The organism is Neisseria sp. S1, assembly GCF_048060015.1.
GTDB lineage: Bacteria > Pseudomonadota > Gammaproteobacteria > Burkholderiales > Neisseriaceae > Neisseria > Neisseria arctica.
This window is the reverse complement of record NZ_JBLUPI010000004.1, coordinates 18,237-43,136: the sequence shown is the minus strand read 5'-3', so window position 1 is coordinate 43,136 and position 24,900 is coordinate 18,237. Positions and strand designations below refer to the sequence as shown.

At 48.6% G+C, this 24,900-nt stretch carries 20 protein-coding genes and 1 tRNA gene; 8 read left to right on the top strand and 13 right to left on the bottom strand.

Going from position 1 to position 24,900, the window contains the following annotated elements:
• Window positions 1–134: 134 nt before the first annotated feature.
• The gene (gene prpF / locus ACEPPX_RS04055; protein WP_416623039.1) at window positions 135–1,325 is read right to left on the bottom strand and encodes a 2-methylaconitate cis-trans isomerase PrpF; all 1,191 of its coding nucleotides are present in this window, start codon (window positions 1,323–1,325) and stop codon (window positions 135–137) included.
• Between the two features lie 276 nt (window positions 1,326–1,601).
• Here prpF and ACEPPX_RS04050 point away from each other — a divergent pair, with 276 nt between their 5' ends.
• From ACEPPX_RS04050 to ACEPPX_RS04040, 3 genes are all read left to right on the top strand, one after another.
• Window positions 1,602–2,732 carry a beta-ketoacyl-ACP synthase III gene (locus ACEPPX_RS04050; RefSeq protein WP_416623038.1) on the top strand — a complete coding sequence of 377 codons (1,131 nt, stop codon included), beginning with the start codon at window positions 1,602–1,604 and terminating at the stop codon, window positions 2,730–2,732.
• A gap of 276 nt (window positions 2,733–3,008) precedes the next feature.
• The gene (gabT, locus tag ACEPPX_RS04045) at window positions 3,009–4,265 is read left to right on the top strand and encodes a 4-aminobutyrate--2-oxoglutarate transaminase (RefSeq protein WP_416623037.1); all 1,257 of its coding nucleotides are present in this window, start codon (window positions 3,009–3,011) and stop codon (window positions 4,263–4,265) included.
• A 60-nt stretch (window positions 4,266–4,325) separates the two neighbouring features.
• A complete protein-coding gene (locus ACEPPX_RS04040) occupies window positions 4,326–5,759 on the top strand; it encodes an NAD-dependent succinate-semialdehyde dehydrogenase (protein ID WP_416623036.1) in 1,434 nt (477 codons plus the stop codon).
• Window positions 5,760–5,832: 73 nt separating this feature from the next.
• Here the strand turns inward: ACEPPX_RS04040 and pncB are convergent, their stop codons facing one another.
• The 4 genes from pncB to ACEPPX_RS04020 all read right to left on the bottom strand — a co-directional run bounded on the left by pncB (window position 5,833) and on the right by ACEPPX_RS04020 (window position 9,897).
• Window positions 5,833–7,062, bottom strand: a complete 1,230-nt coding sequence (gene pncB / locus ACEPPX_RS04035) for a nicotinate phosphoribosyltransferase (protein ID WP_416623035.1) — start codon at window positions 7,060–7,062, stop codon at window positions 5,833–5,835.
• 215 nt (window positions 7,063–7,277) lie between these two features.
• The gene (locus ACEPPX_RS04030; protein WP_416623034.1) at window positions 7,278–8,207 is read right to left on the bottom strand and encodes a PaaI family thioesterase; all 930 of its coding nucleotides are present in this window, start codon (window positions 8,205–8,207) and stop codon (window positions 7,278–7,280) included.
• A gap of 60 nt (window positions 8,208–8,267) precedes the next feature.
• Window positions 8,268–9,128, bottom strand: coding sequence for a segregation and condensation protein A (locus tag ACEPPX_RS04025; RefSeq protein ID WP_047759890.1), 861 nt, complete (start codon window positions 9,126–9,128; stop codon window positions 8,268–8,270).
• Window positions 9,121–9,897 (bottom strand): ThiF family adenylyltransferase, encoded by a 777-nt coding sequence (locus ACEPPX_RS04020; RefSeq protein ID WP_416623033.1) that lies wholly within the window; start codon window positions 9,895–9,897, stop codon window positions 9,121–9,123. Before ACEPPX_RS04020 ends, ACEPPX_RS04025 begins: the two co-directional genes overlap by 8 nt.
• A gap of 145 nt (window positions 9,898–10,042) precedes the next feature.
• Between ACEPPX_RS04020 and ACEPPX_RS04015 the strand changes: the two genes are divergently transcribed.
• Complete coding sequence (locus ACEPPX_RS04015; protein WP_047759888.1) at window positions 10,043–10,507, top strand: universal stress protein; 465 nt, start codon at window positions 10,043–10,045, stop codon at window positions 10,505–10,507.
• Window positions 10,508–10,579: 72 nt separating this feature from the next.
• Here ACEPPX_RS04015 and ACEPPX_RS04010 read toward each other — a convergent pair whose 3' ends face one another.
• The 3 genes from ACEPPX_RS04010 to ACEPPX_RS04000 form a co-directional block, all read right to left on the bottom strand.
• Window positions 10,580–11,941: an esterase-like activity of phytase family protein gene (locus tag ACEPPX_RS04010; protein WP_416623032.1), complete on the bottom strand. Its 1,362-nt coding sequence runs from the start codon at window positions 11,939–11,941 to the stop codon at window positions 10,580–10,582.
• A gap of 328 nt (window positions 11,942–12,269) precedes the next feature.
• Window positions 12,270–13,094 (bottom strand): phosphoserine phosphatase SerB, encoded by an 825-nt coding sequence (serB, locus tag ACEPPX_RS04005; protein ID WP_416623031.1) that lies wholly within the window; start codon window positions 13,092–13,094, stop codon window positions 12,270–12,272.
• 111 nt (window positions 13,095–13,205) lie between these two features.
• Window positions 13,206–13,281, bottom strand: a tRNA-Glu gene (locus tag ACEPPX_RS04000).
• Window positions 13,282–13,456: 175 nt separating this feature from the next.
• Between ACEPPX_RS04000 and ACEPPX_RS03995 the strand changes: the two genes are divergently transcribed.
• Window positions 13,457–14,356 carry a recombination-associated protein RdgC gene (locus ACEPPX_RS03995; protein WP_416623030.1) on the top strand — a complete coding sequence of 300 codons (900 nt, stop codon included), beginning with the start codon at window positions 13,457–13,459 and terminating at the stop codon, window positions 14,354–14,356.
• A gap of 119 nt (window positions 14,357–14,475) precedes the next feature.
• A complete protein-coding gene (gene dcd / locus ACEPPX_RS03990; protein ID WP_047759884.1) occupies window positions 14,476–15,042 on the top strand; it encodes a dCTP deaminase in 567 nt (188 codons plus the stop codon).
• Between the two features lie 560 nt (window positions 15,043–15,602).
• Here the strand turns inward: dcd and rpsO are convergent.
• From rpsO to rbfA, 3 genes are all read right to left on the bottom strand, one after another.
• A complete protein-coding gene (rpsO, locus tag ACEPPX_RS03985; protein ID WP_047759883.1) occupies window positions 15,603–15,872 on the bottom strand; it encodes a 30S ribosomal protein S15 in 270 nt (89 codons plus the stop codon).
• 193 nt (window positions 15,873–16,065) lie between these two features.
• Window positions 16,066–16,986, bottom strand: coding sequence for a tRNA pseudouridine(55) synthase TruB (gene truB, locus ACEPPX_RS03980; protein WP_416623029.1), 921 nt, complete (start codon window positions 16,984–16,986; stop codon window positions 16,066–16,068).
• A gap of 57 nt (window positions 16,987–17,043) precedes the next feature.
• Window positions 17,044–17,415, bottom strand: coding sequence for a 30S ribosome-binding factor RbfA (rbfA, locus tag ACEPPX_RS03975; protein WP_047759881.1), 372 nt, complete (start codon window positions 17,413–17,415; stop codon window positions 17,044–17,046).
• A 147-nt stretch (window positions 17,416–17,562) separates the two neighbouring features.
• On the opposite strand from rbfA, the gene ACEPPX_RS03970 reads away from it, so the two are divergent.
• Entirely contained in the window at window positions 17,563–18,612 is a 1,050-nt protein-coding gene (locus ACEPPX_RS03970; protein ID WP_416623028.1) for a Gfo/Idh/MocA family oxidoreductase, read from the top strand.
• 98 nt (window positions 18,613–18,710) lie between these two features.
• Here the strand turns inward: ACEPPX_RS03970 and ACEPPX_RS03965 are convergent, their stop codons facing one another.
• The gene (locus tag ACEPPX_RS03965) at window positions 18,711–20,108 is read right to left on the bottom strand and encodes a PepSY-associated TM helix domain-containing protein (protein ID WP_416623027.1); all 1,398 of its coding nucleotides are present in this window, start codon (window positions 20,106–20,108) and stop codon (window positions 18,711–18,713) included.
• A 174-nt stretch (window positions 20,109–20,282) separates the two neighbouring features.
• Between ACEPPX_RS03965 and recC the strand changes: the two genes are divergently transcribed.
• On the top strand, window positions 20,283–23,504 hold the full coding sequence (gene recC / locus ACEPPX_RS03960) for an exodeoxyribonuclease V subunit gamma (protein WP_416623026.1): 3,222 nt from the start codon (window positions 20,283–20,285) through the stop codon (window positions 23,502–23,504).
• A gap of 52 nt (window positions 23,505–23,556) precedes the next feature.
• On the opposite strand, the gene serC is transcribed toward recC, so the two are convergent.
• Window positions 23,557–24,663, bottom strand: coding sequence for a phosphoserine transaminase (gene serC / locus ACEPPX_RS03955; protein ID WP_416623143.1), 1,107 nt, complete (start codon window positions 24,661–24,663; stop codon window positions 23,557–23,559).
• Window positions 24,664–24,900 lie beyond the last annotated feature (237 nt).

Genomic DNA, 24,900 nt, shown 5'->3' with positions numbered 1-24,900 from the left:
CGGCTTGGGAGATAAAAGGGATATTTACAAGCGTATGAATATCAATAAGATATTTTAAGATGGTAAATTTGGCCGAACGGTTAAGCTTTATGAAAAACGGCTCTGCATAGGCAGAGCCGTTTTCAGACTGCCTACTACTGATTAGGATCGGGTATGCGGACAAAGCCTTCCATAATGATGCGTGCACTACGGCTCATGATGGCTTTGGTAACCGTCCATTCGCCGTTGCGTTCAACAGCTTGCGCACCGACGCGCAGTGTACCCGAAGGGTGGCCGAAGCGTACAGCCTCGCGGTTGCCTCCGCCTGCCGCCGCATTCACTAAAGTACCGGGGATTGCGGCGGCCGTGCCGATGGCAACGGCAGCAGTTCCCATCATGGCGTGGTGTAGCTTGCCCATGCTTAAAGCGCGAACCAGCAAGTCGACTTCCGCTGCCGCTACGTCTTTACCGCTGGAAGCTTTATAGCTTTGCGGCGGTGAGACAAAGGCGATTTTAGGTGTGTGTTGGCGGGTGGCGGCTTCGGCAAGGTCTTGAATCAATCCCATTTTTAATGCTGCGTGGGCGCGGATAGTTTCGAAACGTGCCAAGGCCTCCGGGTCGTTGTTAATATCATCTTGCAACTCGGTACCGCGATAGCCGATATCGGCGGCATTGACAAAAGCGGTGGGAATGCCGGCATTGATTAAAGTAGCTTTGAAAGTACCGATTCCGGGTACTTCAAGGTCGTCAACCAAATTTCCGGTCGGGAACATGGCTCCGCCGTCTTCTCCTTCATCTGCAGGGTCGATAAATTCGAGTTGGATTTCTGCGGCGGGGAAGGTTACGCCGTCTAGTTCGAAATCACCGGTTTCCTGTACTTCGCCGTTACAAACGGGAACATGAGCCACAATGGTTTTTTGAATATTCGCCTGCCAGATCGTAACCATACAGATGCCGTCTGAAGCGATGCGCTCGGGCGGAATAAAGCCCGCATGAATGGCAAATGCGCCTACGGCGGCGGAAAGGTTGCCGCAATTGCCGCTCCAGTCGACAAACGGTTTGTCGATAGAAACTTGACCGAACAAATAATCGACATCATGACCGGGGCGTGAAGATTTGCTGAGGATTACGGCTTTGCTGGTAGACGAACTGGCATTACCCAAACCGTCTATCTGCTTGCCGTAAGGATCGGGGCTGCCGAGTACGCGCAAAAGGATGTTGTCGCGCACAGCACCTGCCGTGCGTGCTGCTTCGGGTAAATCGTCGAGTTTGAAAAATACGCCTTTAGAGGTGCCGCCGCGCATATAGGTGGCGGGTATTTTGATCTGCGGGGGAAAGTGGTTCATGGTTTGGTTTCCTTTGTAAATCATTTTCTTATGGTTTGTTGCAGAGATTATTTTAGCGTTAATGTTTCCGGAGGCATAGAGGGTGGGAAATTTTGCCGGGATTTTTACCATATGGAGGCGGCTTGATTTCAAAAGGTTGTGCGGCAGGCAGTTTCTGCCGGTTGGTATGGCGCGGTTTTATTAGAATAAACATTCTTTTGCAGGTTAAGGATTTATTAGGTAATCGTGATATGATGGCGGATATTTTATGAAATGGTGATTGGTAAAGGAGAAACCATGTCTGCACCCCAAGCCGTATTGAGCGGCACCGGCTTGTTCACCCCGTCTAACGCGATCAGCAACGATGAGCTGGTGGCAACTTTTAACCGCTATGTTGCGGCCTTTAATGAACGGCATGCCGATGAAATTGCTGAGGGCACGATGGAGCCTTTGGCTGAATCAAGCAGTGAATTTATTGAAAAGGCATCCGGTATCAAAAGCCGTTTCGTATTGGATAAAGAAGGCATTTTGAATCCTGATATCATGTGTCCGCAGTTTCCCAAGCGTAGCAACGAAGAGTTGTCGGTACAGGCCGAAATGGGCGTTGCCGCAGCTAAAGAGGCACTGGAAAACGCCGGCGTAGAAGCTGCCGATATCGATATGGTGTTGGTAGCCAATTCCAATATGCAGCGTGCTTATCCCGCTATGGCGGTAGAAATTCAGACGGCCTTGGGCTGCGGTGGCTTTGCTTTTGATATGAATGTTGCCTGTTCGTCGGCTACATTCGCTCTGCAAACGGCAGCCGATGCGGTGAAAAGCGGTTCGGCTTCGCGCGTATTGATTGTGAATGCGGAAATTTGCTCGGCGCATTTGAATTTCCGCGAACGCGACAGCCACTTTATCTTTGGAGATGCCGCTACGGCGATGGTGGTTGTTCGAGATGACCTGGCCCGGGAGGGGCAGGGATTCCGTATTGTCGGAACGAAGCTGTGGACCCAGTTTTCTAATAATATCCGCAATAATTTCGGTTTTATCAACCGTTGTGAAATGGATGCCGATCCGATGGCGGCGGATAAATTGTTTGTACAAAACGGGCGTAAGGTATTTAAAGAAGTTTGCCCTGCAGTGGGTGAACATATTGTTGCCCATTTGGCCGAAAATCAAATCAAACCGCAAAATGTAGCGCGTTTTTGGCTGCATCAGGCAAACCGCACTATGAACGAATTAATCAGCCGCCGTGTATTGGGTCGTGACGCAAGCGCAGAAGAAGCGCCGATTATTCTTGATAGTTATGCCAATACCAGCTCTGCCGGATCCGTGATTGCATTGCATCTTCATCATGCGGACCTGCCGATCGGCAGTATCGGTGTGTTGTCCAGCTTCGGAGCGGGTTATTCTATCGGTTCGGTAATTTTGGAAAAACGTTAAACCCTGATGTTGATAAGGCCGTCTGAAACTCAAAGTTTCAGACGGCTTTTTTATTGTTTCGATGCGGCTTAAAGCAGATTCGGGATTTTGTCTGAAATTGTATGCAAATCTATATATTTTTAGCTAAATATTTGATTTTACATTAGTTGACAACGCTATTTGTTTGAATTTACTATCTGACGGACTATCTGGGAAAGATAAATGCGGCAGAAATGGCTTTTGCCGAAAGGTTGGTATGAATGCCGTTGAAACACATAACTAAAGGAGGGTAGGGGTATGAATGATTGGCTTGAGAGAATGCGCGAGGCAATGCCTAATGGGGCAGGCGTATTATGCGATTGGTTTGCCGAAAGTGCCGACAATGCAGTCATTGTTTCGGCAGACGGCCGTGAGTTTATCGATTTTGCAGGCGGTATCGGCGTATTAAACACCGGGCACCGCCATCCGAAAGTGACCGCTGCCGTAGCCGATCAGCTTGACCGCTTTACCCATACGGCTTTCCAGGTCGTGCCGTACCAAAGCTATATCGAATTGGCAGAGCGCATCAATCGGTTGGTGCCGATCCAAGGTAAGGTGAAAAGCCAGTTTTTCTCTAGCGGTGCCGAGGCGGTGGAGAATGCCGTTAAAATCGCGCGCGCGTATACGAAGCGTAACGGCATTATTGCTTTTGGCGGCGCGTTTCACGGACGCACAATGATGACATTGGCACTTACCGGGAAAGTGATGCCGTATCAGGCCGATTTCGGTGCCATGCCCGCAGGTGTATTTCATGCGCTGTATCCTGTCTCTACCCAGAATATCAGCGTTGAGGATGCCGTTAAAAGCATCAAGCGTATTTTCAAAAGCGATATCACCCCGCATGATGTGGCGGCGATTATTTTGGAACCGGTGCAGGGTGAAGGCGGTTTTAATGTTTGCCCGCCCGAATTTATGCGTGCGGTTCGTAAGATTTGCGACGAACACGGTATCGTGATGATTGCCGACGAAGTACAGGCCGGTTTTGCGCGTACGGGCAAATTGTTTGCTATGGAACACTATGATGTACAGCCCGATATCATGACCATGGCCAAAAGTATGGCGGGCGGGTTCGTATTGAGCGGTGTATCGGGTAAGGCAGAGATTATGGACGCTCCGCGCAAAGGCGGCTTGGGCGGCACTTATGCGGGAAATCCGTTGGGCATAGCGGCTGCTTTGGCGGTATTGGATGTGATTGAGGAAGAAAAATTATGCAATCGCTCAAAAGTTTTGGGCGAGCGGCTGACGACATTCCTAAAAGATTTGAACGCGCCTGAAATCACCGAAATCCGAGGTCTGGGATCAATGGTGGCGGTTGAATTCGGTGATGATGAAAATCCGAACGGTGAATTTGCCGCCAAAGTGCAGAAAGAGGCCATGAACCAACAATTGCTCTTACTTACATGCGGCGCCCACGGTAATGTTATCCGCTTCCTCTACCCGCTGACGATTGAAGATGATACTTTCGATAAAGGCTTGGCGGTGTTGGCGCAAGCGATTTCTCGGGCACGAGGTTGAGAGCAGCAGGCCGTCTGAGGCAGGCGGCGGATATACAGATAATCAGTATGAGGAATTCAAATGAAAACCATAGAGCAGTTGCTGCAACATTCTGATGTGAGTTTCGATAAAATTTCAGACGGCTTGGAAGTGACTAATCCGGCTACCGGCGAAACGATTGCTTTCGTACGGAAAACTGGTGTAGCGGCTTTAAACGGTTTGATTGAAAAGGCCGCACTTGCACAAAAACAGTGGGCGGCGAAAACCGCCTTAGAGCGTGCCGATATTTTATGGTGTTGGTACCGGCTGCTGAAAGAAAATAAAGAAAACCTTGCCCGTATCATGACTATGGAGCAGGGAAAAAGCCTGACCGAGTCGCGCGGCGAGATTGACTATGCCGCCGGCTTTATCCGCTGGTTTGCCGAAGAAGCCCGCCGTATAGACGGTGATATTCTTACGAGTGTGAAGCCAAACCAGAAAATGCTGGTGTTGAAACAGCCGGTCGGGGTGACTGCCGCTATCACACCGTGGAATTTCCCTGCGGCGATGATTACCCGTAAAGCAGCTCCGGCTTTGGCAGTGGGCTGTGCCATGTTGGTGAAACCTGCCAGCCAAACCCCACTTTCCGCCTATGCGCAAGCCGTGTTGGCTTACGAAGCAGGCGTGCCGGAAGATGTATTTGTGGTCGTGAACGGCAGTGCATCGGAAATAGGCGGTGTGTTTGCCCATCATGAAACCGTACGCAAAATCAGTTTTACCGGTTCTACTGAAGTAGGGGCGAAAATCTTTGCCGAATCTGCAGGGCAGATTAAAAAACTCAGCTTGGAGTTGGGCGGTAATGCGCCGTTTATCGTTTTTGACGATGCAGATGTGGATAAGGCGGTTGAAGGCTTGCTTGCAAGTAAATTCCGCAATAGCGGCCAAACCTGTGTTTGTACAAACCGCGTGTACGCCCATGCGGCAGTTTATGATGAATTCTGCCGGAAATTGGCAGAGAAAGTATCCGGTTTCAAATTGGGTAACGGTTTGGAGGAGGGCGTCAGCCAAGGGCCGTTGATTGATGAAAAAGCCGTCTGCAAAGTAGAGGAGCATATTGCCGATGCTCTAGAGAAAGGCGCCGTATGTTTGGCAGGCGGTAAACGCAGCGCTTTGGGAGGAACGTTTTTCGAGCCTACGGTATTGGGCGGCGTAACTGCCGACATGAAAGTCGCACACGAAGAAACCTTCGGCCCGCTCTGCCCGGTATTCAAATTCGAGCATGAAGAAGACGTCGTAGCTGCCGCTAATAATACGGAATTCGGCTTGGCCGCTTATATCTATACGCAAAGTGCTGCCCGTCAATGGCGTGTGGCCGAAGCTTTAGAATATGGCATGGTTGGTATCAATACCGGATTAATCAGCAACGAAGTTGCACCCTTTGGCGGTATCAAGTCCAGCGGCTTGGGACGAGAGGGCAGCAAATACGGGGTAGATGAATATTTGGAATTGAAATATTTGTGTTTGGATTTGGGCTAGAACAGTGTTGCTGCCGTACGATAAAAAAGCCGTCTGAAAATATTTTCAGACGGCTTTTTTAGTTTGATCGGCTTTAGCCGTTAACGTTATCTGTTTGCGGAGCCGGTACTTCAAACACTTGGCGCAGATAAGCGAGGAAAGTGTCGTTGTCGGTCATGGTTTTACCGGGGCTGTCGGAGAGTTTGGCTACCGATTGGCCGTTGCATTCCACCAGTTTCAAAACGATATTGAGGGTGGTCAGCCCCATATCATTGGTTAGGTTGGTGCCGATACCGAAGCTGGTTTTGAAGCGGTCTTTGAAGTATTGGTGCAGCGCCCATGATTTTTCGATATTAAGGCCGTCACTGAAAGTCAGCATTTTGGTATGGCTGTCGATTTTCAGTTTTTTATAGTGATGGTAGGCTTTGTCGCCCCATACATAAGGATCTCCGCTGTCGTGGCGCAGGCCGTCGAAAAGTTTGGCGAAGTATAGGTCGAAATCGCGCAGGAAGGCATCCATACCGACTACGTCGGTCAGGGCGATGCCAAGGTCTCCACGGTATTCGTGTACCCACGCTTCGAGAGCAGCTTTTTGAAAGTCGCGCAGGCGGACATCCAATGCCTGAAAGGCTTGTAGAAATTCGTGCGCCATCGTACCGATGGGCGTGATACCGAGTTTTTTGGCAAGGTAAACATTGCTGGTGCCGCGTACGATATTGGGTGCGGCGGCATGAAGGGTTTTGAGAACATGCTCCTGCCAAGCCAGCGTATAGCGGCGGCGGGTGCCGAAGTCGGAAATCAGGAACGGAGGATCTTCGGGTTTTTGTTGCTTATCGAGTTCTTGGAGCAGGGCGGCTTTGGCCTGAAGGCGGCGCTCGCCTTCGGCGAGGATTTCGGGTGTTTCCAAGCGGCGGAAGTAGAGTTCATTCACGATTGCCAAAGTGAAAATTTCAAAGAACATGGCTTGGATAATCGGGCCTTCTACTTTGATGTTCAGACGGCCTTTGCTGTCTGTGGAAACGGTAATAAAGCGGCGTTTGAGCTGGAAAAGCTCGAGATAGTCGACAAAGTCGCTTTTGATAAAACGCATATCGCGCAGATATTGGAGCTCGTCTTCTTTAAATTTGACTTCGCATAGGGCATCAAGTTCGCGTTCAAGTTCATCTTTTATTTCGGCCAGCGGGTAGGCCGTTTGATCATTATTCCGGCAGCGGAATTCATACACGCCGTGTGCTTGCGGGAATTGGTGCAGCACTACTTGCAGCATGGTGAATTTGTATAAATCAGTATCTAAGAGAGAATGGATAATGGGAGCGTGCGGCATGAGAATGATTCTTATCGGTTGCAATGATGTTATTAAACCACGTTTTACGGAGTTTGGGTATGTACCGGATAGGAAGTCATGTTTAGCTGCAAGTATTTGTCTCAGTTAAGTATCGTATCAGCATGGAAAAGGCCGTCTGAAAGAATATGAAGAGACTGCAAACTGCAAAAGTTTTCAGACGGCCTGCAAACAACAAATTGGTTTTGAAGAACGGTTTATTCCGGCATTTGGAAATGGCAGCGGGCAATGGCGAAAGGTTTTGACTCGTCTGCTTGCCAAGCTTCTACCGAAAGATTGGCTATGCGGCTGCCCTGGCGGGTAAGAATACAGCGGGCATAAGCGGCCTCAGGGCGGGCGGAGCGCAGGTAATCGATAGAAAAATTAATCATTTTGGGTATTTCGGTGAGCCCGGCTTGTTCGTACAGATAAAGTGCCGCACAGCTTTCCATAAAACCGCCGATCAAGCCGCCGTGCAGTGCGGGTAGGAAAACGTTACCGATGAGCTCGGGTTTGTAGGGCAGGGCGTAAATACGGCGGCCTTGGGCGTCTTGGCCGGTTTGCAGGCCGATAAATGCGGCATAGGGCATTAATGATTCGGCAGGCTCGGGTTGGCTTGCGGTGAAGTCGGGAGTCGCCGGAGACGGAGGCGGAAAGCGTTGGTACGATTGACCGGCATGTCGGCTGAAAAAGTTATGCAGCTGCTGTTTTTGCTCATCCGAGAGGGCTGTACGCATGAAAGTGGCGGTACTTAGAGCGATGGGATCGTTCGGATCGTCTTGATAGCAGCGAGTACGGACGAAAGCGACTTGCCCGGCCAAACGGTGGCAGGTGGCGCGGCAGAATACGGGCCGGTCGTTGCGGGCGGGGTGCATATAATCGATGCGCATATCCAGTGTCGCAAGCGCTTCGTAATCGGGCAGGTGGGCGGCAACGGCACAAGCAGAGGCAACGTCGATTAGGGCGCATACCGCGCCGCCGTGTATGGTGTGGCTGTCGTTGCGTCCGACCAAATCGGCACGGTTGGCAATGCTTAAAATGGTTTGGCGGTTGCCGGTGTGTTCGAGTTTCAAGCCGATATCGAGACAGTGCGGCAAGGTTAGGTAATGTTCGGAGAGATAGCGGTAGACTTCGGGGTTTTGCGGCATGATTTATCCTTTGCAGTAACAGTATTATTTTTATTTGTATTAAGTTTTTGTGCTTAACTTTCAGAGAGGCGCCGTGTCGTTGCCGTCTGAAAGCATTGTTTCGAATTTTTCGCTACCGTCTTGCAGGTGGATTTCGATGGTGTCGAAGCCTTCGTCTTGGATGATGCGTACCAAGCCTTCTTTAGCCAGTTCGAGTAAGGCGATAAAGTTAACAACAACATAGGCAATGCCCTGTTCGGGCTTGAATAATTCGTGAAACAAGCAGCTTCCTTGGCGCAGCCGACGCAAAATACTGCTCATTTGCGCGCGTACGGAAATGGCTTCGCGCACCACTTCGTGGCTTTGCGTGTGTTTGGCGCGGGAGAGAATAGCCAGCCAGGCTTGAGTAAGGTCGGCGGTTTGTACATCGGGCAGCTTGGCTTCAATGGCGATTTCAAGCGGCAGGTATGCCCATGCGAAATCACGGCCGGCACGCGGCAGAGCGTCCAAACCTTGTGCCGCCAGTTTCATTTGTTCGTAGGCAAGCAGGCGGCGTACCAATTCGGCGCGGGGGTCGGCAGCTTCTTCGTCTTCAATGCTTTCGGGCTGAGGCAGCAACAAGCGGGATTTGATTTCTATCAGTACGGCGGCCATCAGCAGATATTCGGCGGCCAAGTCAAACTGATGGGCTTCCATTTGGGCGATATAGTGCAGATATTGTTCGGTGATTTTGATCATCGGAATATCTAGCACATCAATATTTTGCTTGCGGATAAGATACAGCAGCAAATCGAGCGGGCCTTGAAAGCTGTGCAGTACCACCTTAAGCGCATCGGGCGGTATAAACAAATCTTGCGGTAAATCGGTTACCGGTTGGCCGAAAATCCATGCGACGGCATTTTCGGGGGATGAGGGCGGTGCAGAGACGGCTGGCTTATTCATGGGCTGCAATATGGTCGATGGCGGCTTGCGCACAATATAGGCCGAACGAAGCGGTTACCAACATGCTGGCACCGTAACCGGCGCAAGATAAACCTTGAGGGGCGCTATCGGTAGCGCAGGCTTCGCCCGATTGGGGCGGGGTAACGTTTTCGGTGGAATAAACACAGGGTACGCGCATTTTGGCTTGGGTATCTCGTGAAAAACCGTAGCGTTTGCGCAGAGTATAGCGAAGATTGGCCAACAGCGGATCGTGGGTAACACGGCTTAAGTCGGCAGTGCGGATAAGGGCCGGATTTTTTTGCCCGCCGGCTCCTCCGCTCATAATAAAAGGCTGCTTTTGGGCGACAAAATGGGCAGCCATAGCGGCTTTTACACGAACTTGATCAATCGCATCAATTACGAAATCAAATTTTTCGGAAAAAATTTCAGGCAGGTTTTCAGGGGTTACAAAATCCTCAATCTCTACCACGTGGCAGCTTGGGTTGATTTGGGTAATCCGCTCTCCGAGTGCGCTGACTTTGGCTTTGCCGAAATCATCCGTAAGTGCGTGAAGCTGGCGGTTAACATTGGATTCGGCAACATTGTCCAAGTCAATCAAGGTAAGTTTGCCTATGCCTGAACGTGCCAATGCTTCGACTGCCCACGAGCCTACTCCGCCTACCCCGACCACGCAAACGTGGGCATTTGCAAAACGCCGTAGTGCTTCGTCTCCGTAAAGGCGGGCAATACCGCCGAAACGACGGGCCGAAACAGGTGGATGATCAAGCATAAAATGACCTTGTGATAAATCAAAAACCAATAAAATAACAGCTGGCAAAACAATAGGAACGTATTATACTGCAAAGAAAGGGGTGAAACCCAATTATGCCAACGACAGCCGGCTCTTTGAGTCTGCATGAATCAGGAGGATAGATATGTATAAACATTTGGTTGTAGCGGTAGACGGCAGCAGCACCGCACTCAATGCTTTGAAACACGCGGCCGGCTTGGCTGTGGCGATTAATACCAAGCTGACTTTGGTCAATGTGGCCAATCCTGCCGAATATATGGCACTTGCTCCCGAATTTTTGCAGCATGAAAGCTATGAAGCCGCTGCCGTGGCCCAAGGGCATGAAGTATTGGATTTTGCGGTCAATACCGCTAAGGATTTAGGCGTGACCGATGTAGACAAACATCTTCTGGTAGCCAATAAAGGCGCGCGCGAGATGGCTCAGGAATTAGTAGATTATGCCGACTCGCAAGGTGCCGACTTGTTGGTGTTGGGTACGCATGGCCGTACCGGTTTGATGCACCTACTGATGGGCAGCTTCGCCGAAACAGTCATGCGCCAAAGCCATTTACCGCTGCTGGTAATTCGCAGCGAGGGTGAAGAAGAATAATACGCGTTGAATTTGGTATATTTTTATTAAAATGCCGTCTGAAAATTTTCAGACGGCATTTTTCAGATGGCTTTATTTCAATTTTAGTAACGACTCAACGTTTAATAAAATCATCTCATTGTCATCTGCTTTATTCGGATCTCGGCTGCTGGAGTATGGCAGGTTGTTATCGTTGCCAACAATGATATGTTTGTCATCGACTATATCGACATTTTCAATCGTAAAAAATGGAAATTTAAATACGCCTTCGCTTAGTGGTTTCTTGGCGATTTTATCCGGATCTTGAATATTGAGCAGATCGATATAACCTAATTTTTCCACGTTTTGGCCTATATTGTTTTTGCCGAATCTAACTAAATATACCCGTTTGAATTTAGGGAGATTGCTGAAACAGCGGGTAGTATCTTTATCCGTCGGCTTACAGGCTTTTTCGGCGATTCCCTCTCCGTTGTCTCTTTCTATGATTAAAGCACGGTTTGTATCAATCATATTAAAGTCGCCAATAGCATTACCATTGTCTTCCAGCGGGTATTTCCAGAAATTACCCGTCCATTTTTGTTTTTTTACATCAAACTCTAAGATGCGCAGGTAATTTTTTCCATTGTCGTTTTCATAGCTATTTTTATCGGCATCCCATAGGGCTCCTTCCAACAGAGGGTATAATATTTTCCCATCCACAGAAGCCGCCATTCCTTCAAAACCTTTAGAGCGGTTGACTTCAAACTTCATCTTTGAGGCCGGGGTGGCCGGTGATTGTAAACTGAAGTGTTCCGGTGATCGGATAACTTTTCCGTTAACTTCGGTTTCAAAAATATTCAATACTTTGCCCGTCAAATCTGCTTGGATAAGGTAAGGGCCGAATTCGTCGCCAATCCAAATATTGTCTCCGATAATCTGTAGGCTCTCCGGATCAAAATCAGCACCCGTTAAATAACGGGTTTCGGTGGATTCGTTAATAATATGGAAAGGGATTTTTTTATCGGGATCTTTTAAAAAAATGGTTTCAAGCGGAGAGAAAGTGTGGTTTTTAAAATCGATATGATAACGGGTGAGGTATAGCATAAAATCCGGCGAATTTTTTCGGTTTCCTGCGCCGTTATCTGTCAAAACCCAATAACTGCCGTCGGCCATTTTGGTAATGCTGGAATGTCCTTGAAGCGGTTGCCCGTCAAAAGGTAAAAATACACCTGTCGGGCGATTATCCGAAAAGCCTTCAATGCTGTTTAATTTTTCTGTTCGCTTGTTGGTAGTGAACTTCCCCGTATTTTTCAATACTTTAGGGGCATCGGAGGGGGCTTGTATAAAGGATTCGGCAGGTAATATAGCATGGCCGGCCAATATGGCAGGGTGTTCAATAGCAGCGGCCGAGGTATATTGTGCTATTGCGAGTAAGACGGTAGCGGTGAGAACAGATTTACAGGTTTTGAATGTCATGGCGGGAAAATCCTATAGGTTAAGTTTCAATGTAATTTTAGAAACTCAGTATGACAATCTTGTGGCTGTAGGGAATTTTATGGTGCGTTGATCGGTTTTATATATGGCATATATGTTATGCTTTAACTGCTATGTGCTTATGATATTAAAATATTTGCTTTTTTAAAGCACTTGATTTGTAAGTTATGGAATAGCCTCACATTAAAAGATATAACGCAACAAATTATTTTTAACAATCGTCCAATGTTGTACCGCAAAAATAAAAAATGCCGTCTGAAAATTTTCAGACGGCATTTTTTATTAAGCAATACGATAATGTTTTTGATAATTAGAGGAACCAACCTCGCACGGCTTCTAAGCCGCAGTGGTTAATACATAAACGGGCATTTTGTTGGGTTTTGGGTTTGGCCCGGTAGGCAATGCCGATGCCGGCTTCTTGAAGCATCGGAATATCATTGGCTCCGTCTCCCATGGCTAAAACCTGTTCCTTTCTCAAACCCAGTTTTTCACGGTATTCGGCCAGTAGTGATGCTTTGGCTTGGGCATCGATAATACGCCCTTGCAAGCGTCCGGTCAGCTTACCGTTTACTATTTCAAGCGTGTTGGCATAGCTGTAATCAAGGCCGAGCCGGTTTTTCAAACGGTCGGTGAAAAATGTGAAACCGCCCGATACCAGCATAAATTTCACCTGATTTTTTTTGCACTCTTCAATCAGATATTCCGCACCGGGCGAAAACTGTAAAACATGATCGTAAACTTCTTGGAATACGCCCTCTTCCAAGCCTTTGAGCAAAGCGACACGGCGGCGAAGCGATTGTTCGAAATCCAACTCGCCGCGCATTGAGCTTTCGGTAATTTCGGCAACTTGGTCTTTTAGGCCCACACCGGCGGCAATTTCGTCAATACATTCAATAGTAATCAGCGTGGAATCCATATCGCTGACAATCAATCCCAATTCGTTGAAGGGCATATCGGGTACTATGCCGAAATCGATCTGTTGGCGGGTAAGTTCGGCAGCTATGGGGTCGGGCAGGGTGTAATCAGGCTCAACTGCGATACGTACGATACCGGGTGCGTAGGGTGTGGTTGCCGGTAAACCACCGAGTGTGTAGGAGGCGATATCGGGATGCTGTAAAACGAGAGAATGGCTCATGATGAGTGAAGGTGTGTAGTGGCAAATAAGGCTGGATTATAAAATAATCAGCACGAGCCGTCTGAAAAATGTAAAAAACGCTTTCCGTTATGAAAAGCGTTTTTTGAAATCTGGCACGCCCACGGGGATTCGAACCCCGGTTGCCGCCGTGAAAGGGCAGTGTCCTAGGCCTCTAGACGATGGGCGCGTAACCGAAGGCAGAACTATACAGATTCATTATTATTTCGTCAATAGGGAAATAGCGGAAATATTGTGTTAGGCGTGGGGATTGGGCTGAAGTTGTCTGAAGGCAAGGGCAGGATGCTTGGCGGTTTGCTGTATAATACGGCGGTTTGGACAAAGAAATAATAAAGGATGCCCTTATGTGGTTTAAGCAAATCAGTTTTTACCCGCTCAATCTTGAAAAATTGCCCCAATTGGAAACTCTGGCGGCCAAGCTGGCAGAGGCAGAGTTTACCCCTTGTATGGGTTTGGACTGGTTTAGCGAGGGTTTTGCCGCCCCTGTATCTTTTTCACCCGAACCGGTTTTCCCGGCCGACTACACTTGGTTGGTGGCCTTGAAAAAAGAAGAAAAAGTATTACCGGCAGGTGTAATCCGCGATATTTTGGAAGAACGCGTGGCCGATATCCAGAATGCTGAAGCGCGTAATGTCGGACGCAAAGAAAAACAAGAGCTAAAAGAGCAGATTACTGATGATCTGCTGCCGCGTGCCTTTACCCGCAGCAGCCGTATTCAGGCGGTTTTTGATACTAAGCACGGCTTTTTGTTGATCAATAATGCCGCTTCGGCAAAAGCGGAAACTATGTTGACTAAATTGCGTGAAGCCTTGGGCGGTTTGGAAGCCAGCCTGCCCAATACCAAGCAGTCTCCCTCAAGCTTGATGACGGAATGGCTGTTGCAAGGCAGTGCGCAAGGCGGGTTTGAGTTGGATAGCGATTGCGAGCTGAAAGGTACGGGCGATGTGGTACCGACCGTAAAAGTATCCAAGCAGGATCTGACCGCCGATGAGGTGGTGCAACATGTGAAAAACGGTAAAACCGTTACCCAATTGGGGCTGACTTGGCGGGATCAGATCAGTTTTATCCTTACCCAGGATTTCACTCTCAAACGTATACAATATTTAGACGTATTACAGGAAGAAGCTGAAAACCACGGCGATGATGCCGCCAGTTTTGCGTTTGCTTCGCAGATTTTGATGAGCGAAGCTTTGAGCACTATGATAGGCGAGTTGGTATCGTATTTGGGCGGCTGGCAGGAATAAACCAGTTTAGGCCGTCTGAAAATAAGGCGGCAGCGTGTATGATTGCGCGCGCTGCCGATTTTCCATAGAATAAACGCTATTTTCCCGCTTGGCGGGACTTATCCGCAGGGAAACAGAAAATGAGCATTAAATCCGACAAATGGATTCGCCGAATGAGCGAAGAATACGGCATGATTGAGCCGTTTGAGCCTAATCAGATTAAAGAAGTCAACGGGCAAAAAATTATTTCATACGGTACTTCAAGCTATGGTTATGATATCCGTTGTGCCAATGAATTCAAGATTTTTACCAATATCAACAGCACGATTGTCGATCCGAAAAACTTTGATCCGAAAAACTTCGTTACGGTAGAAGACGATTGCTGCATTATCCCGCCTAATTCGTTTGCATTGGCGAGAACCGTGGAGTATTTCCGTATTCCGCGCAATGTGTTGACCGTATGTTTGGGCAAATCGACTTATGCCCGTTGCGGTATTATTGTTAACGTAACCCCGTTCGAGCCGGAATGGGAAGGTTATGTGACTTTGGAGTTTTCCAATACCACACCGCTGCCGGCGAAAATTTATGCAGGTGAAGGCGTTGCCCAAGTTTTGTTTTTCGAGAGCGACGAAGTATGCGAAACCTCTTATAAAGACCGTAACGGCAAATATATGGGGCAAACGGGTGTAACGTTACCGAAGACCTGATTTTGTGTATATATTTTATACAATGCCGTCTGAAAATTTTTCAGGCGGCATTTGATTTATGGTGGCGGTAGAATGAATCGGCAAGAAAATTTCGGATACGGAAGAGCCGGATAGGAAATGATAAATCCCCTGGAAAATTCGAAGGCTTGTATAGTTTGCCGTATGTGATCATGAAAGATGGAATTTGGCTTGGGCGATATGCGGTAAATTGTAGATTTGGCTATAAGCCATACAATTTAATTATATGTTTCTGAATATATTTCAGACGGCCTTATTTTTACATTGCATAGTTACGGTGCGGTTTGTTGCCCCTGCAACGAATAGTTCGGCCAGCTTGGTTTGTTTGTATCGGCTTAAGTGGCTTTTCATCAGGATTATTTTAAATTTTTTCAAATACCCCTAGTTATCTAGGGCAGGCCCTTGATGAATACAATTTTGATATTTTTTTATGATTTTATGAATGGTGGTCGGTGGTTTGTCTCTGATGTGGAAATATTGACGGGTCTCAGGCCATAAAAAATACCGCTCTTAATAAGAGCGGTATTTTTGCACAAATAAAATTATTTACGCAGACCCAAGCGGGTGATGACGTTGCGGTAAGTATCCGGTTGGGTACGGCGCAAGTAGGCCAGCAGACGGCGGCGTTGGCTAACCATTTTCAACAGGCCGCGGCGGCTGTGGTGGTCTTTAGCGTTTGCTTTGAAGTGGGGAGTCAGATCGTTGATGCGGAAAGTCAACAATGCGATTTGTACTTCAGAAGAACCGGTGTCGCCTTCTTTGCGTTGGAAATCTTTGATAATTTGTGCTTTTTGTTCTACGGTCAATGCCATTTTAAAACTCCGAAAATAAAATGAACCTCTCGGTTCGGACAAGTTTGCCAAGCCGAAACCTGTGCAAACTCCTGTATCTGCTAATTACGGGAGCATGCGGCTTCCGAAAAAGGCAGGATGCGAATTATGCCATAAATTTTCCGGTTTTGCATATGTTGCGTTCGGAAAATGTTGAATGTATACGGGGTAAAAATTATGAGGCGGTGTTCATCAGCCGAAGGGCTTTCAGACGGCCTTTGTCGGCCAAATAATCGGCTAAGCCGATAAATTCACCGTTTTCGCTGTAAATGCGGATAGGGGTATCGGTTGGCAGATCGCTGTTTTTAAAGGCGGGTTGTTGGCCGAATTTGAGCATTGTAACGGCATTCTCTGCCAATATTATGTGAGGTAGGTGTTGCACCAAGGCATCACAGGGCAGTAGGAGTGCATCGCGTTCGGCTTCATTTAATGCTTCGAGTGCTTCAAGCGTATGGGTTTGATCGATGGCGAACCCGGCGGTTTCCGTACGGCGCAGGGCGGTGAGGTGGGCGAAGGTGCCGATGTGTTTGGCGATGTCTTCGGAAAGGGTGCGGATGTAGGTACCTTTGCTGCACCGCACATCTATTACGGCTTGGGGGGCAGTAAATTCACGGATGTTAATGGCATAGATGGTAATGTCGCGGGCTTTTCGTTCGATAACGATGCCTTTGCGGGCATATTCGTAGAGCGGTTTGCCTTCGTGCTTGAGAGCTGAAAACATAGGGGGCACTTGACGTATCGCGCCCGTGAGTGCGGTGCAGGCATCTTGGAATTCTGTGAGACTGATATCGCTGCGGGCGGTATCAATAATTTCGCCCTCGGCATCTCCTGTGCTACTGGCCTCGCCGAGTTTGAGCGTGGCGGTATAGGCTTTGTCGGCATCCAGCAGGTATTGGGCGAATTTGGTAGCCTCGCCGAAGCAGACAGGTAGCAGGCCGGTAGCCAGCGGGTCGAGTACGCCGGTATGGCCGGCTTTTCCGGCACGGTAGAGACGGCGGGCTTTTTGCAGGGCGGTATTGCTGGACAGGCCTTGGGGCTTATCCAACAGTAATACGCCGTTTACGGGGCGTTTGGCTGTTTTTGCGGGTGTATTCATTGGCGGATAAGTCAAAAAAGGCCGTCTGAAAAGTTCCAGACGGCCTGTGGGGTGAGGTTAGTCGTCTACCGGCTTTTCTTTGGCTACTTCATCAATCAGATGGGAAATGCTCATGCCGCGTTCTACCGATTCATCATATTTGAAGTGCAGTTCGGGCGTGCGGAATACGGTAATACGTTTGCTCAGCTCGCTGCGTAAGAAGCCCTTGGCGTGTTCGAGTGCCTCGGCAGTTACCTCGCGGGTGTTGTCGTCAAGCACGGTGTAGTAGATGGTGGCGTGGCTGTAATCGCGGGTAACTTCAACATCATTGATGGTGATGAAGCCGGCGCGCGGATCTTTTAAGCCGGTACGGACGAGTTCGGCCAATTCGCGCATAATTTGTTCTTTAACGCGGTCGACTCGGGCATAGCCCCGTTGCGGTTTTCTCATGTGTTTATTCCTTTTTATGCAAGGCCGTCTGAAAACGGTTTGATGCGAATGTTGGCATTATAACTGCTTTCATCGGCTTTCGGGCGTGCTTGAAGTGCGTTAGAGTAGGCTTGGTTTCAAATACGGTAGTAAATGTAAGGATTTATTATGGCACGAAAGGTAAAAATCGGATTGGCGGGGTTCGGTATGTCGGCTCAGGTATTTCATCTGCCGTTTTGGCGGGCAGACGGCCGTTTTGAAGTGGTGCGTGTATTCGAGCGTAGCACGGACAGGGCGCGTGAGAAATTGCCGTATGCATTAACGGTGCGTGAATTTACCGGCCTGCTTGCCGATGATGTCGATTTGGTCGTGATTACCACGCCTAACCAAACACATTTTGAGTTTGCCAAACAGGCTTTAGAAGCCGGCAAGCATGTAGTGGTGGAAAAGCCATTATGCGCGACGGCTGCCGAGGCGGCGGAACTTACGACATTAGCTGAAAAGCAGGGCGTTGTGTTAACGGTTTATCAAAACCGCCGTTGGGACAGCGCGCCGCTGACGGCAAAAAAACTATTGGCGGAGGGATGTTTGGGTGAGATTGTTGATTGTGATATCCGTTTCGAACGCTATGCCGAAGGTTTGAACAAAAAACTTTGGAAAGAAACGGGCGGTGCAGGTGTGGGGCTAGTGTATGATTTGGGCGTACATTTGGTGGATATGGCGGTAGATTTGTTCGGTATGCCTGCAGAAATTTATGCCGATGTGCGCTACCAGCATGAAGGTGCGCTGAGCGACGATTATTTTCAAATTCAGCTTTATTATCAAGATGGTAAGAAGGTGTGTGTTACTGCCGGAAAATATATGCGTGAGGCCGGGCCTTTTTTCAGCTTGCACGGTAAGAGAGGCTCGTATGTGAAGCATGAGGCGGACAACCAAGAGGCATTATTGGTATCGGGTGCGGCGGTAAAGCCCGGTTGGAATGTGGAGAGTGAAGCGGAGCAGGGTATTTTGCACACGGTGGTAAACGGTGAAGTAGTTCGCTGCCTGATACCTAGTGTATCGGGAGATTATGGGGCTTTTTACCGCAATTTGTATCAGGTGTTGCATGAAGGGGCGGGCTTGGCCGTTACCCCTATTCAGGTAGAAAAGGTATTGGGTTTGTTGGAAAAAGTGTACCAAAGTGCTAACAGTGGTAAACGGTTATCGGTATGTGGGTAATTAAACTGTTTTGCTTGCCGCTCCGGTTTTTACAGATTTATTTTGAGTATGTAAGTTTCGGGGCTGTTCCGGATTAGTCGGAGCAGCCCCGAGGTACTTTATTTCAAGCGTTGTGTCAAAAACGGAATTTTAGATACCAGTAGTTTATCAAGCAGCCAGATAGCGGCAATGACTATAGCGGCGGCCGGAAATATCAGCGCAATGGCCAGTAAGATAAATGTTGCGCTTTTCCATGAGGGTAGTGGTCTTCCTTGTGCAGGCGGTACTAACCCGACGGCATCTTGAGGGCGCCGTTTCCACCACATGATCATACCGGTGACGCACATTAATACGACAGACAAGCAGAATACGACGTTCAAGGCTATGCTCCACCAACCCAGCGTACCCATGTGCAGGGCAATACCGACTGCCATCAATTTGCCGATGAAATTGTAATCATCGTAAGAAATATCGGCCAAAATTTTGCCGCTGTAGCGGTCGATATGTACGGTGCGGTCGGCTGTCGGGTTGGGGCTGTCGTAGCTCATCGAATCTTGGTTGAGTGTCCATACGCCGGTTTCTCCCTTGGGCAGATATAGTTGGTAGCGGCCTTTGAAGCCGATTTCGCGGGCAAAGCGGTCAACAGTATCTAAAGTAAGCGGTGCTTTATCAATATCGATGCCGTCTGAACCTTTGGTGCTGCCCGAGGCGGGAAGGGGAGTCAAATCCAATACCCACGGAATTTCTTTGGTGGAGCCGCCGTTAAGATCGCCATGTGTTAAGGAGGAGAGCGGCACGGGTTCCACTCCCCATTTGCCAGCCGGAAATTGAGACCATGCTTGTATCATTTTGCCGCCCCAAATGCCGGCCCAAGCCAAACCGGAAAGGCAAAACAGCAAAAGCATAACCGATACCCAGCTACCCACTGCGGCATGAAGGCTGCGCCAAAAGACACGCTTACGCCCCATTTCGGGTAACAGCATGGCTTTAAGGCTGCGCTGTTTGTGCCACCAAAGATAGGCTCCGGTGAGAATCAGCAGAATGGTAAGAGAGGCGGCCGCTTCCATTATAAAGTCGCCGGCAGTGCCGATCAGCAGATCACCATGGATATTGTCGAGCAGGTGGTAAATGCTTTGGTTACGCGGATAGGTGTCGACAACAGTGGCGGTATAGGGATTAACTGCCACCATCGTGGCATTGCCATCGCCGTCGTTTACTCTGAAAACCGCTACCATATTGTCGGCCCTCGGAGCGATGTATTGGGCGACCATACCTTGGGCCGGGTCTATTTTGTCTAATGCAGCCTGAGCTTGTTGGGACAGCGGCTTGACTGTTTGTTGTACGGTAACGGTTTGCCGTTCGCCGTCTTTGCCGCTGATATTGGCAAACAGCATCATCAGCATTCCGGTTACGGCCAAAATGATCAGAAACGGGGCAGCCAGCATGCCGGCATAAAAGTGCCAACGCCAAATCAGCAGATAGCGTTGCGGGTCGGGTTGTTTGGAAGTAGGAGACATATTTTGGAAACGTAAAGTATATTTTAGTGTTAAGCCGCAGCATTATCTGCAACATCGGCAAAAAGCACAATGCGGCAAATTGTCACAGTTATATTTCAGACGGCCTGAGTATTTGCCGAATGGGCAACCGGTTTGGCGATATAATCTGCTTATAATTTTTTACTTTGCCTGATTATGCTTTATCTTTATCAATCAAACCGTCTTGAAACGCTGGCCGATATATTTTGTGTTTTGCATCAGCAACTGCCTTTGAGCCAAGCCCTAGTGCCCGAGGAAGTCGTGGTGCAAAGTCAGGGTATGCGCCGTTATCTAAACCAATATCTAGCAGGGAAAACCGGTATAGCGGCCAATTTACGATTCAGCCTTCCTGCCGGATTAAGTTGGCGGCTGATGCGCGAATTACTTCTCGGTATTCCCGAATTAAGTCCGTTTCATCCCGAAGTATTGCGTTGGCGGTTGTTTGATTTGTTTCAAAACAGCGCTTTTCACGAGCAATCGGTATGCCCCGCCGCTTATCGGGCATTGCACGGTTATTTAGGCAGCAGCGATACGGCGGCTTACCAATTGGCCGGGCAGTTGGCCGATATTTTTGACCAATATCTGGTTTACCGTCCGCAATGGATAGAAAGTTGGCAGAGCGGCGGCTTGTATGGTTTGGGTGATGATGAAATCTGGCAGGCGGAATTGTGGCGTTATCTGGATGATGGCGGCAACCACGCACCGCATCGGGTTGCATTGTGGCAGCAGCTGCTCGGTGCTTTGGATGCCGAACATTTGCCCGAGCGTTTTTTCGTATTCGGCATTGCTACCATGGCGCCGATGTATTTGCAGCTTTTACAGGCTTTAGCCGAACATTGCGACGTACACATTTTCGCTCTAAACCCCAGCAGCCATTATTGGGGTAATGTTATCGAGGCTGCCCAAATTCTGAAAAGTGAAGAGGATACCGATCTTTCCCAAAGCGGTCATCCGCTCTTGGCCTCATTGGGTAAGCAAGGGCGTGATTTCTTCGATGCCCTTACAGAGGCGGGAGTCGCGCAGGAGCGCAGTTTTTATGTTGATAGTGAAAGTCAAGCCGGAATGCTGCAGCAATTGCAACAGGATATCCAAAATCTGGTTTTACCCGGCAGCGAGGGGAATTGCCTGCCCGACGGTACTATCCGTATCCGTTGCGCACACAGCCCTTTGCGGGAATTGCAGATTTTAAAGGAGGAGTTGCTGGAGGTCTTGGCGGCAAACCCTGACTGGCAGCCTCATGATATTGCCGTGCTAACTCCTAATATCGAACCTTACAGCCCTTATATAGAAGCTGTATTCGGGCAAGCGCAGGGTAGTGCGCAGGCATTGCCGTATTCGGTTTCGGATGTGCGTCTGAGCCGCCGTCAGCCGCTTTTGTATGCGCTCGAACAGATTCTTGCCTTATTCGACAGCCGGTTTGAGGTTGATAAAATACTGCCTTTACTGGAAAGTAATCTGATATTACGCCGCTTTAATCTTACCCACGAAGATTTACCGCTGCTTCACACAATTATTGCAGAACTGAATATCCGTTGGGGTTTAGATGGAAATATGCGGCGAAACCACGGCGCAGACGATAATCTGTTTACTTGGCAGCAAGGTTTGGACCGGCTGGTGTTGGGCTGGATGTTGCCCGAGGGAGACCAGTCTTTATGGGAAGGCGTCAGTGCTTGGCACAGTGAGCCGAACCAATTGGCCGTACTCAGCCAATTCAGTGCGTTTTTGAATGCGCTTGCCAAGCATTACCGCCTATGGCAGCAGGCGGCAGATACGGCGCAATGGTGCGCCCGCGTACGCGGTTTGTTGGGCGAATTGTTTGCGCCCGAAGAAGACGATCAGGCCGCCGTACAACAAATCGAACAGTCGTTGGTACGCTGGCAGGAAGAGGCTTCATTGGCACAGTTTGAAGGGGCATTGCCGCTACACACCGTTATCCGCCATATCGGGCGCTTTCTCGACAGTGAAAGCGAAGCGGGATTTTTACGTGGCGGTATTACGTTTTGCAGCATGGTACCGATGCGCAGTCTGCCGTTTAGGATGATTTGTTTGCTAGGTTTGAACGACGGCGATTACCCGCGCAATACTAAAGCAGCCGGTTTCGATTTGATTTCGCGTTATCCGCAAAAAGGCGACCGCGCCCGCCGTGACGATGACCGCTACTTGTTTTTAGAGGCCATCTTAAGTGCGCGCGAAATCCTTTATTTGTCTTATATAGGGCGCGATATTCAAAATAATGAAATACTTGCTCCTTCATCTTTGTTGAGTGAATTAATCGATACGCTGGCGGCGATGGCAGGTATGCGCAGCAGCGAATACGGTAAAAAATATATTGTGCAGCACCCGTTGCAGGTATTTTCCCGCCGTTATTTTGATGCGGAAAGCGGGTATAGGAGTAGTAGGGCAGATTATGCGGATGCATTGAACCGGCCATTAAACGGTAGCCGCCCGTTTTTTGACGGTGCTTTTACCAAGCAACAAGATACGGCAGAAACTTTGATTACCCAGTCGGATTTTCTCAGCTTTTGGCGTAATCCCGTCCGTGCTTGGCTGCAAGGGCAGTTGGGGTGGAGGGAGCCTTATCGTGATGAAGCATGGGAGGCAGCCGAACCGTTCGAACCGAACCGGTCTGATATCGTTTATGCCGAATATACAGAGGCGCGCCGTACCCATGCGGATTTCGGCAGTGTCGGGCACCGTTTGCGCGCACAAAGTTTGTTGCCGCCGGGAGAATTGGGGAGGCTTTGGCAGCAGCGTTTTGAAATTGCGGCGAAGTCGTTAGACGGTACGCTTTGTTTGAGCCGTAAGTTACCGCCACAAGCTTATACTCTGATGCTTGCCGGATATGCGCTTGAGGGTAGTTTGGGTCATTGTTACCAACACGGACAGATTTTCTTTCTTGATAGTCAGCCCTACGCACCGCAAAAAATCAGCCTGTATTTGCAACATTTGATTTTTTGTGCGGTTAGGCCGTCTGAAAGCCCTTGTTTCGAAAGTCATATTTTGTATCCCGATCATCATGCCAAGTTGCCGGCAATCACTCAAGAAAATGCTTGTAAGCAGCTTGAAAAGTGGTTGGATTATTTCAGAATCGGGCAGAGCAGACCGCTTCCGTTTTTTGCGAAAACCAGCTTTGCTGTAGCGGAAAGGTTATTGGCTACCGATGATAGGGAAGCTGCTGAAAATGAAGCTTTTTCACAGTATTTGGGCAGCAAAATGAGCAAGGGGCAATGCGACTATACCGAAGTACGGTTGGTATTCGGACACGATGATGCATTACCTATTGAAACGCCGTTGTTCTGGAACTTGATTGAGAATTTGGTGGTTCCTTTGCTGGAAGTTTTGGCTACTGATAAAACAGAAGATAGTGGTACCGTATAAAAAATGCCGTCTGAAAAATTTCAGACGGCATTTTTTATCATCTACAACTTGCTTAACCGTAACGGCGTTGGAATTCCTGCATAAAGTCGATAAGTGCTTCTACACCTTGCAAAGTCATTGCATTGTAGATGCTGGCGCGCATGCCACCCATCGATTTATAGCCGCGCAATAGTTGCAAGCCACGGGTAGTTGATTCTTGTGCAAATAATTCATCCAATTCCTTATTACCGGTATGGAAGATTACATTCATTTTCGAACGGGCACCCGGATGAACTTTATTAATATAGAAGCCGCCGCTGTTATCAATTGCCTCATATAGTGTTTTGGCTTTTAATGTGTTGATGGTTTCCATCTGCTCCACGCCGCCTTGGGACTGCAACCAGCGGAATACTAAGCCGGAAATGTAAATCGGATAAGTGGCCGGCGTATTGTACATACCTTGTTTTTCGATATGCGCTTTGTAGTTCCAAACGTCAGGGATATGGCTGGAGCAACGATCAAGCAAATCTTCGCGGATAATTACAATCGTTGCGCCCGAGGGGCCGATATTTTTTTGCGCACCTGCGTAAATCACACCGAAATCGCTGACATTGATTTTACGCGACAAAATCTCACTCGACATATCGCATACCAAAGGAGGCATGCCGTCTTCTAATTTGGGAACTTCACGGTATTGCAGGCCGTGTACCGTTTCGTTGATCACAAAATGCACAAAGGCGGATGTCGGGTCAATATCCCAAGAGCTGACAGGGGGAAGGTTGGTGTAGTTGAATTGCTCGCCGCCGTGTGCCGCCAAATGTACGTCAACGTCGGAAAGTTTGCCCATCTGGCTGTGGGCGATACGGCTCCAGTTGCCTGTTACCACCGAATCCACACGTTTGAAGCCGTTGGCCAGGTTCATCACCACCATATTAAATTGCGCGCTGGCACCGCCCTGCAAAAACAATACTTTGTAATTGTCGGGGATGTCCATCAGCTGGCGCAGATCTTGTTCGGCATGATAGAGAATACTCATAAATACATCCGAACGGTGGCTCATGGTCATCACAGAAAAGCCGGTGCCGTTGTAATCAAACATTTCGCTTTGAGCGGTGCGCAAAACCGACTCGGGTAAAATAGCGGGGCCGGCTGAAAAGTTATAAATCGGAGTAGGAAGCATAGTATCGAAAGCCTTTAAAGGAAGAGAATCCAACCGCCGACAGCCTCGTTGCAGCTGCCTTTTACAGCGGTTGCGGTAAATATACATAACTTAACGTCCGATTCTAGACGCCGCAAAACCTTTACGCAAGCCGAAAAGTAATATTTTTCAACCTTTTTATGATATTGAGTGATAGTGAAAGCATAAAAATATAACAAAAATATTATTAAAAAATAGTGAAAATTACTATTTAAAAAA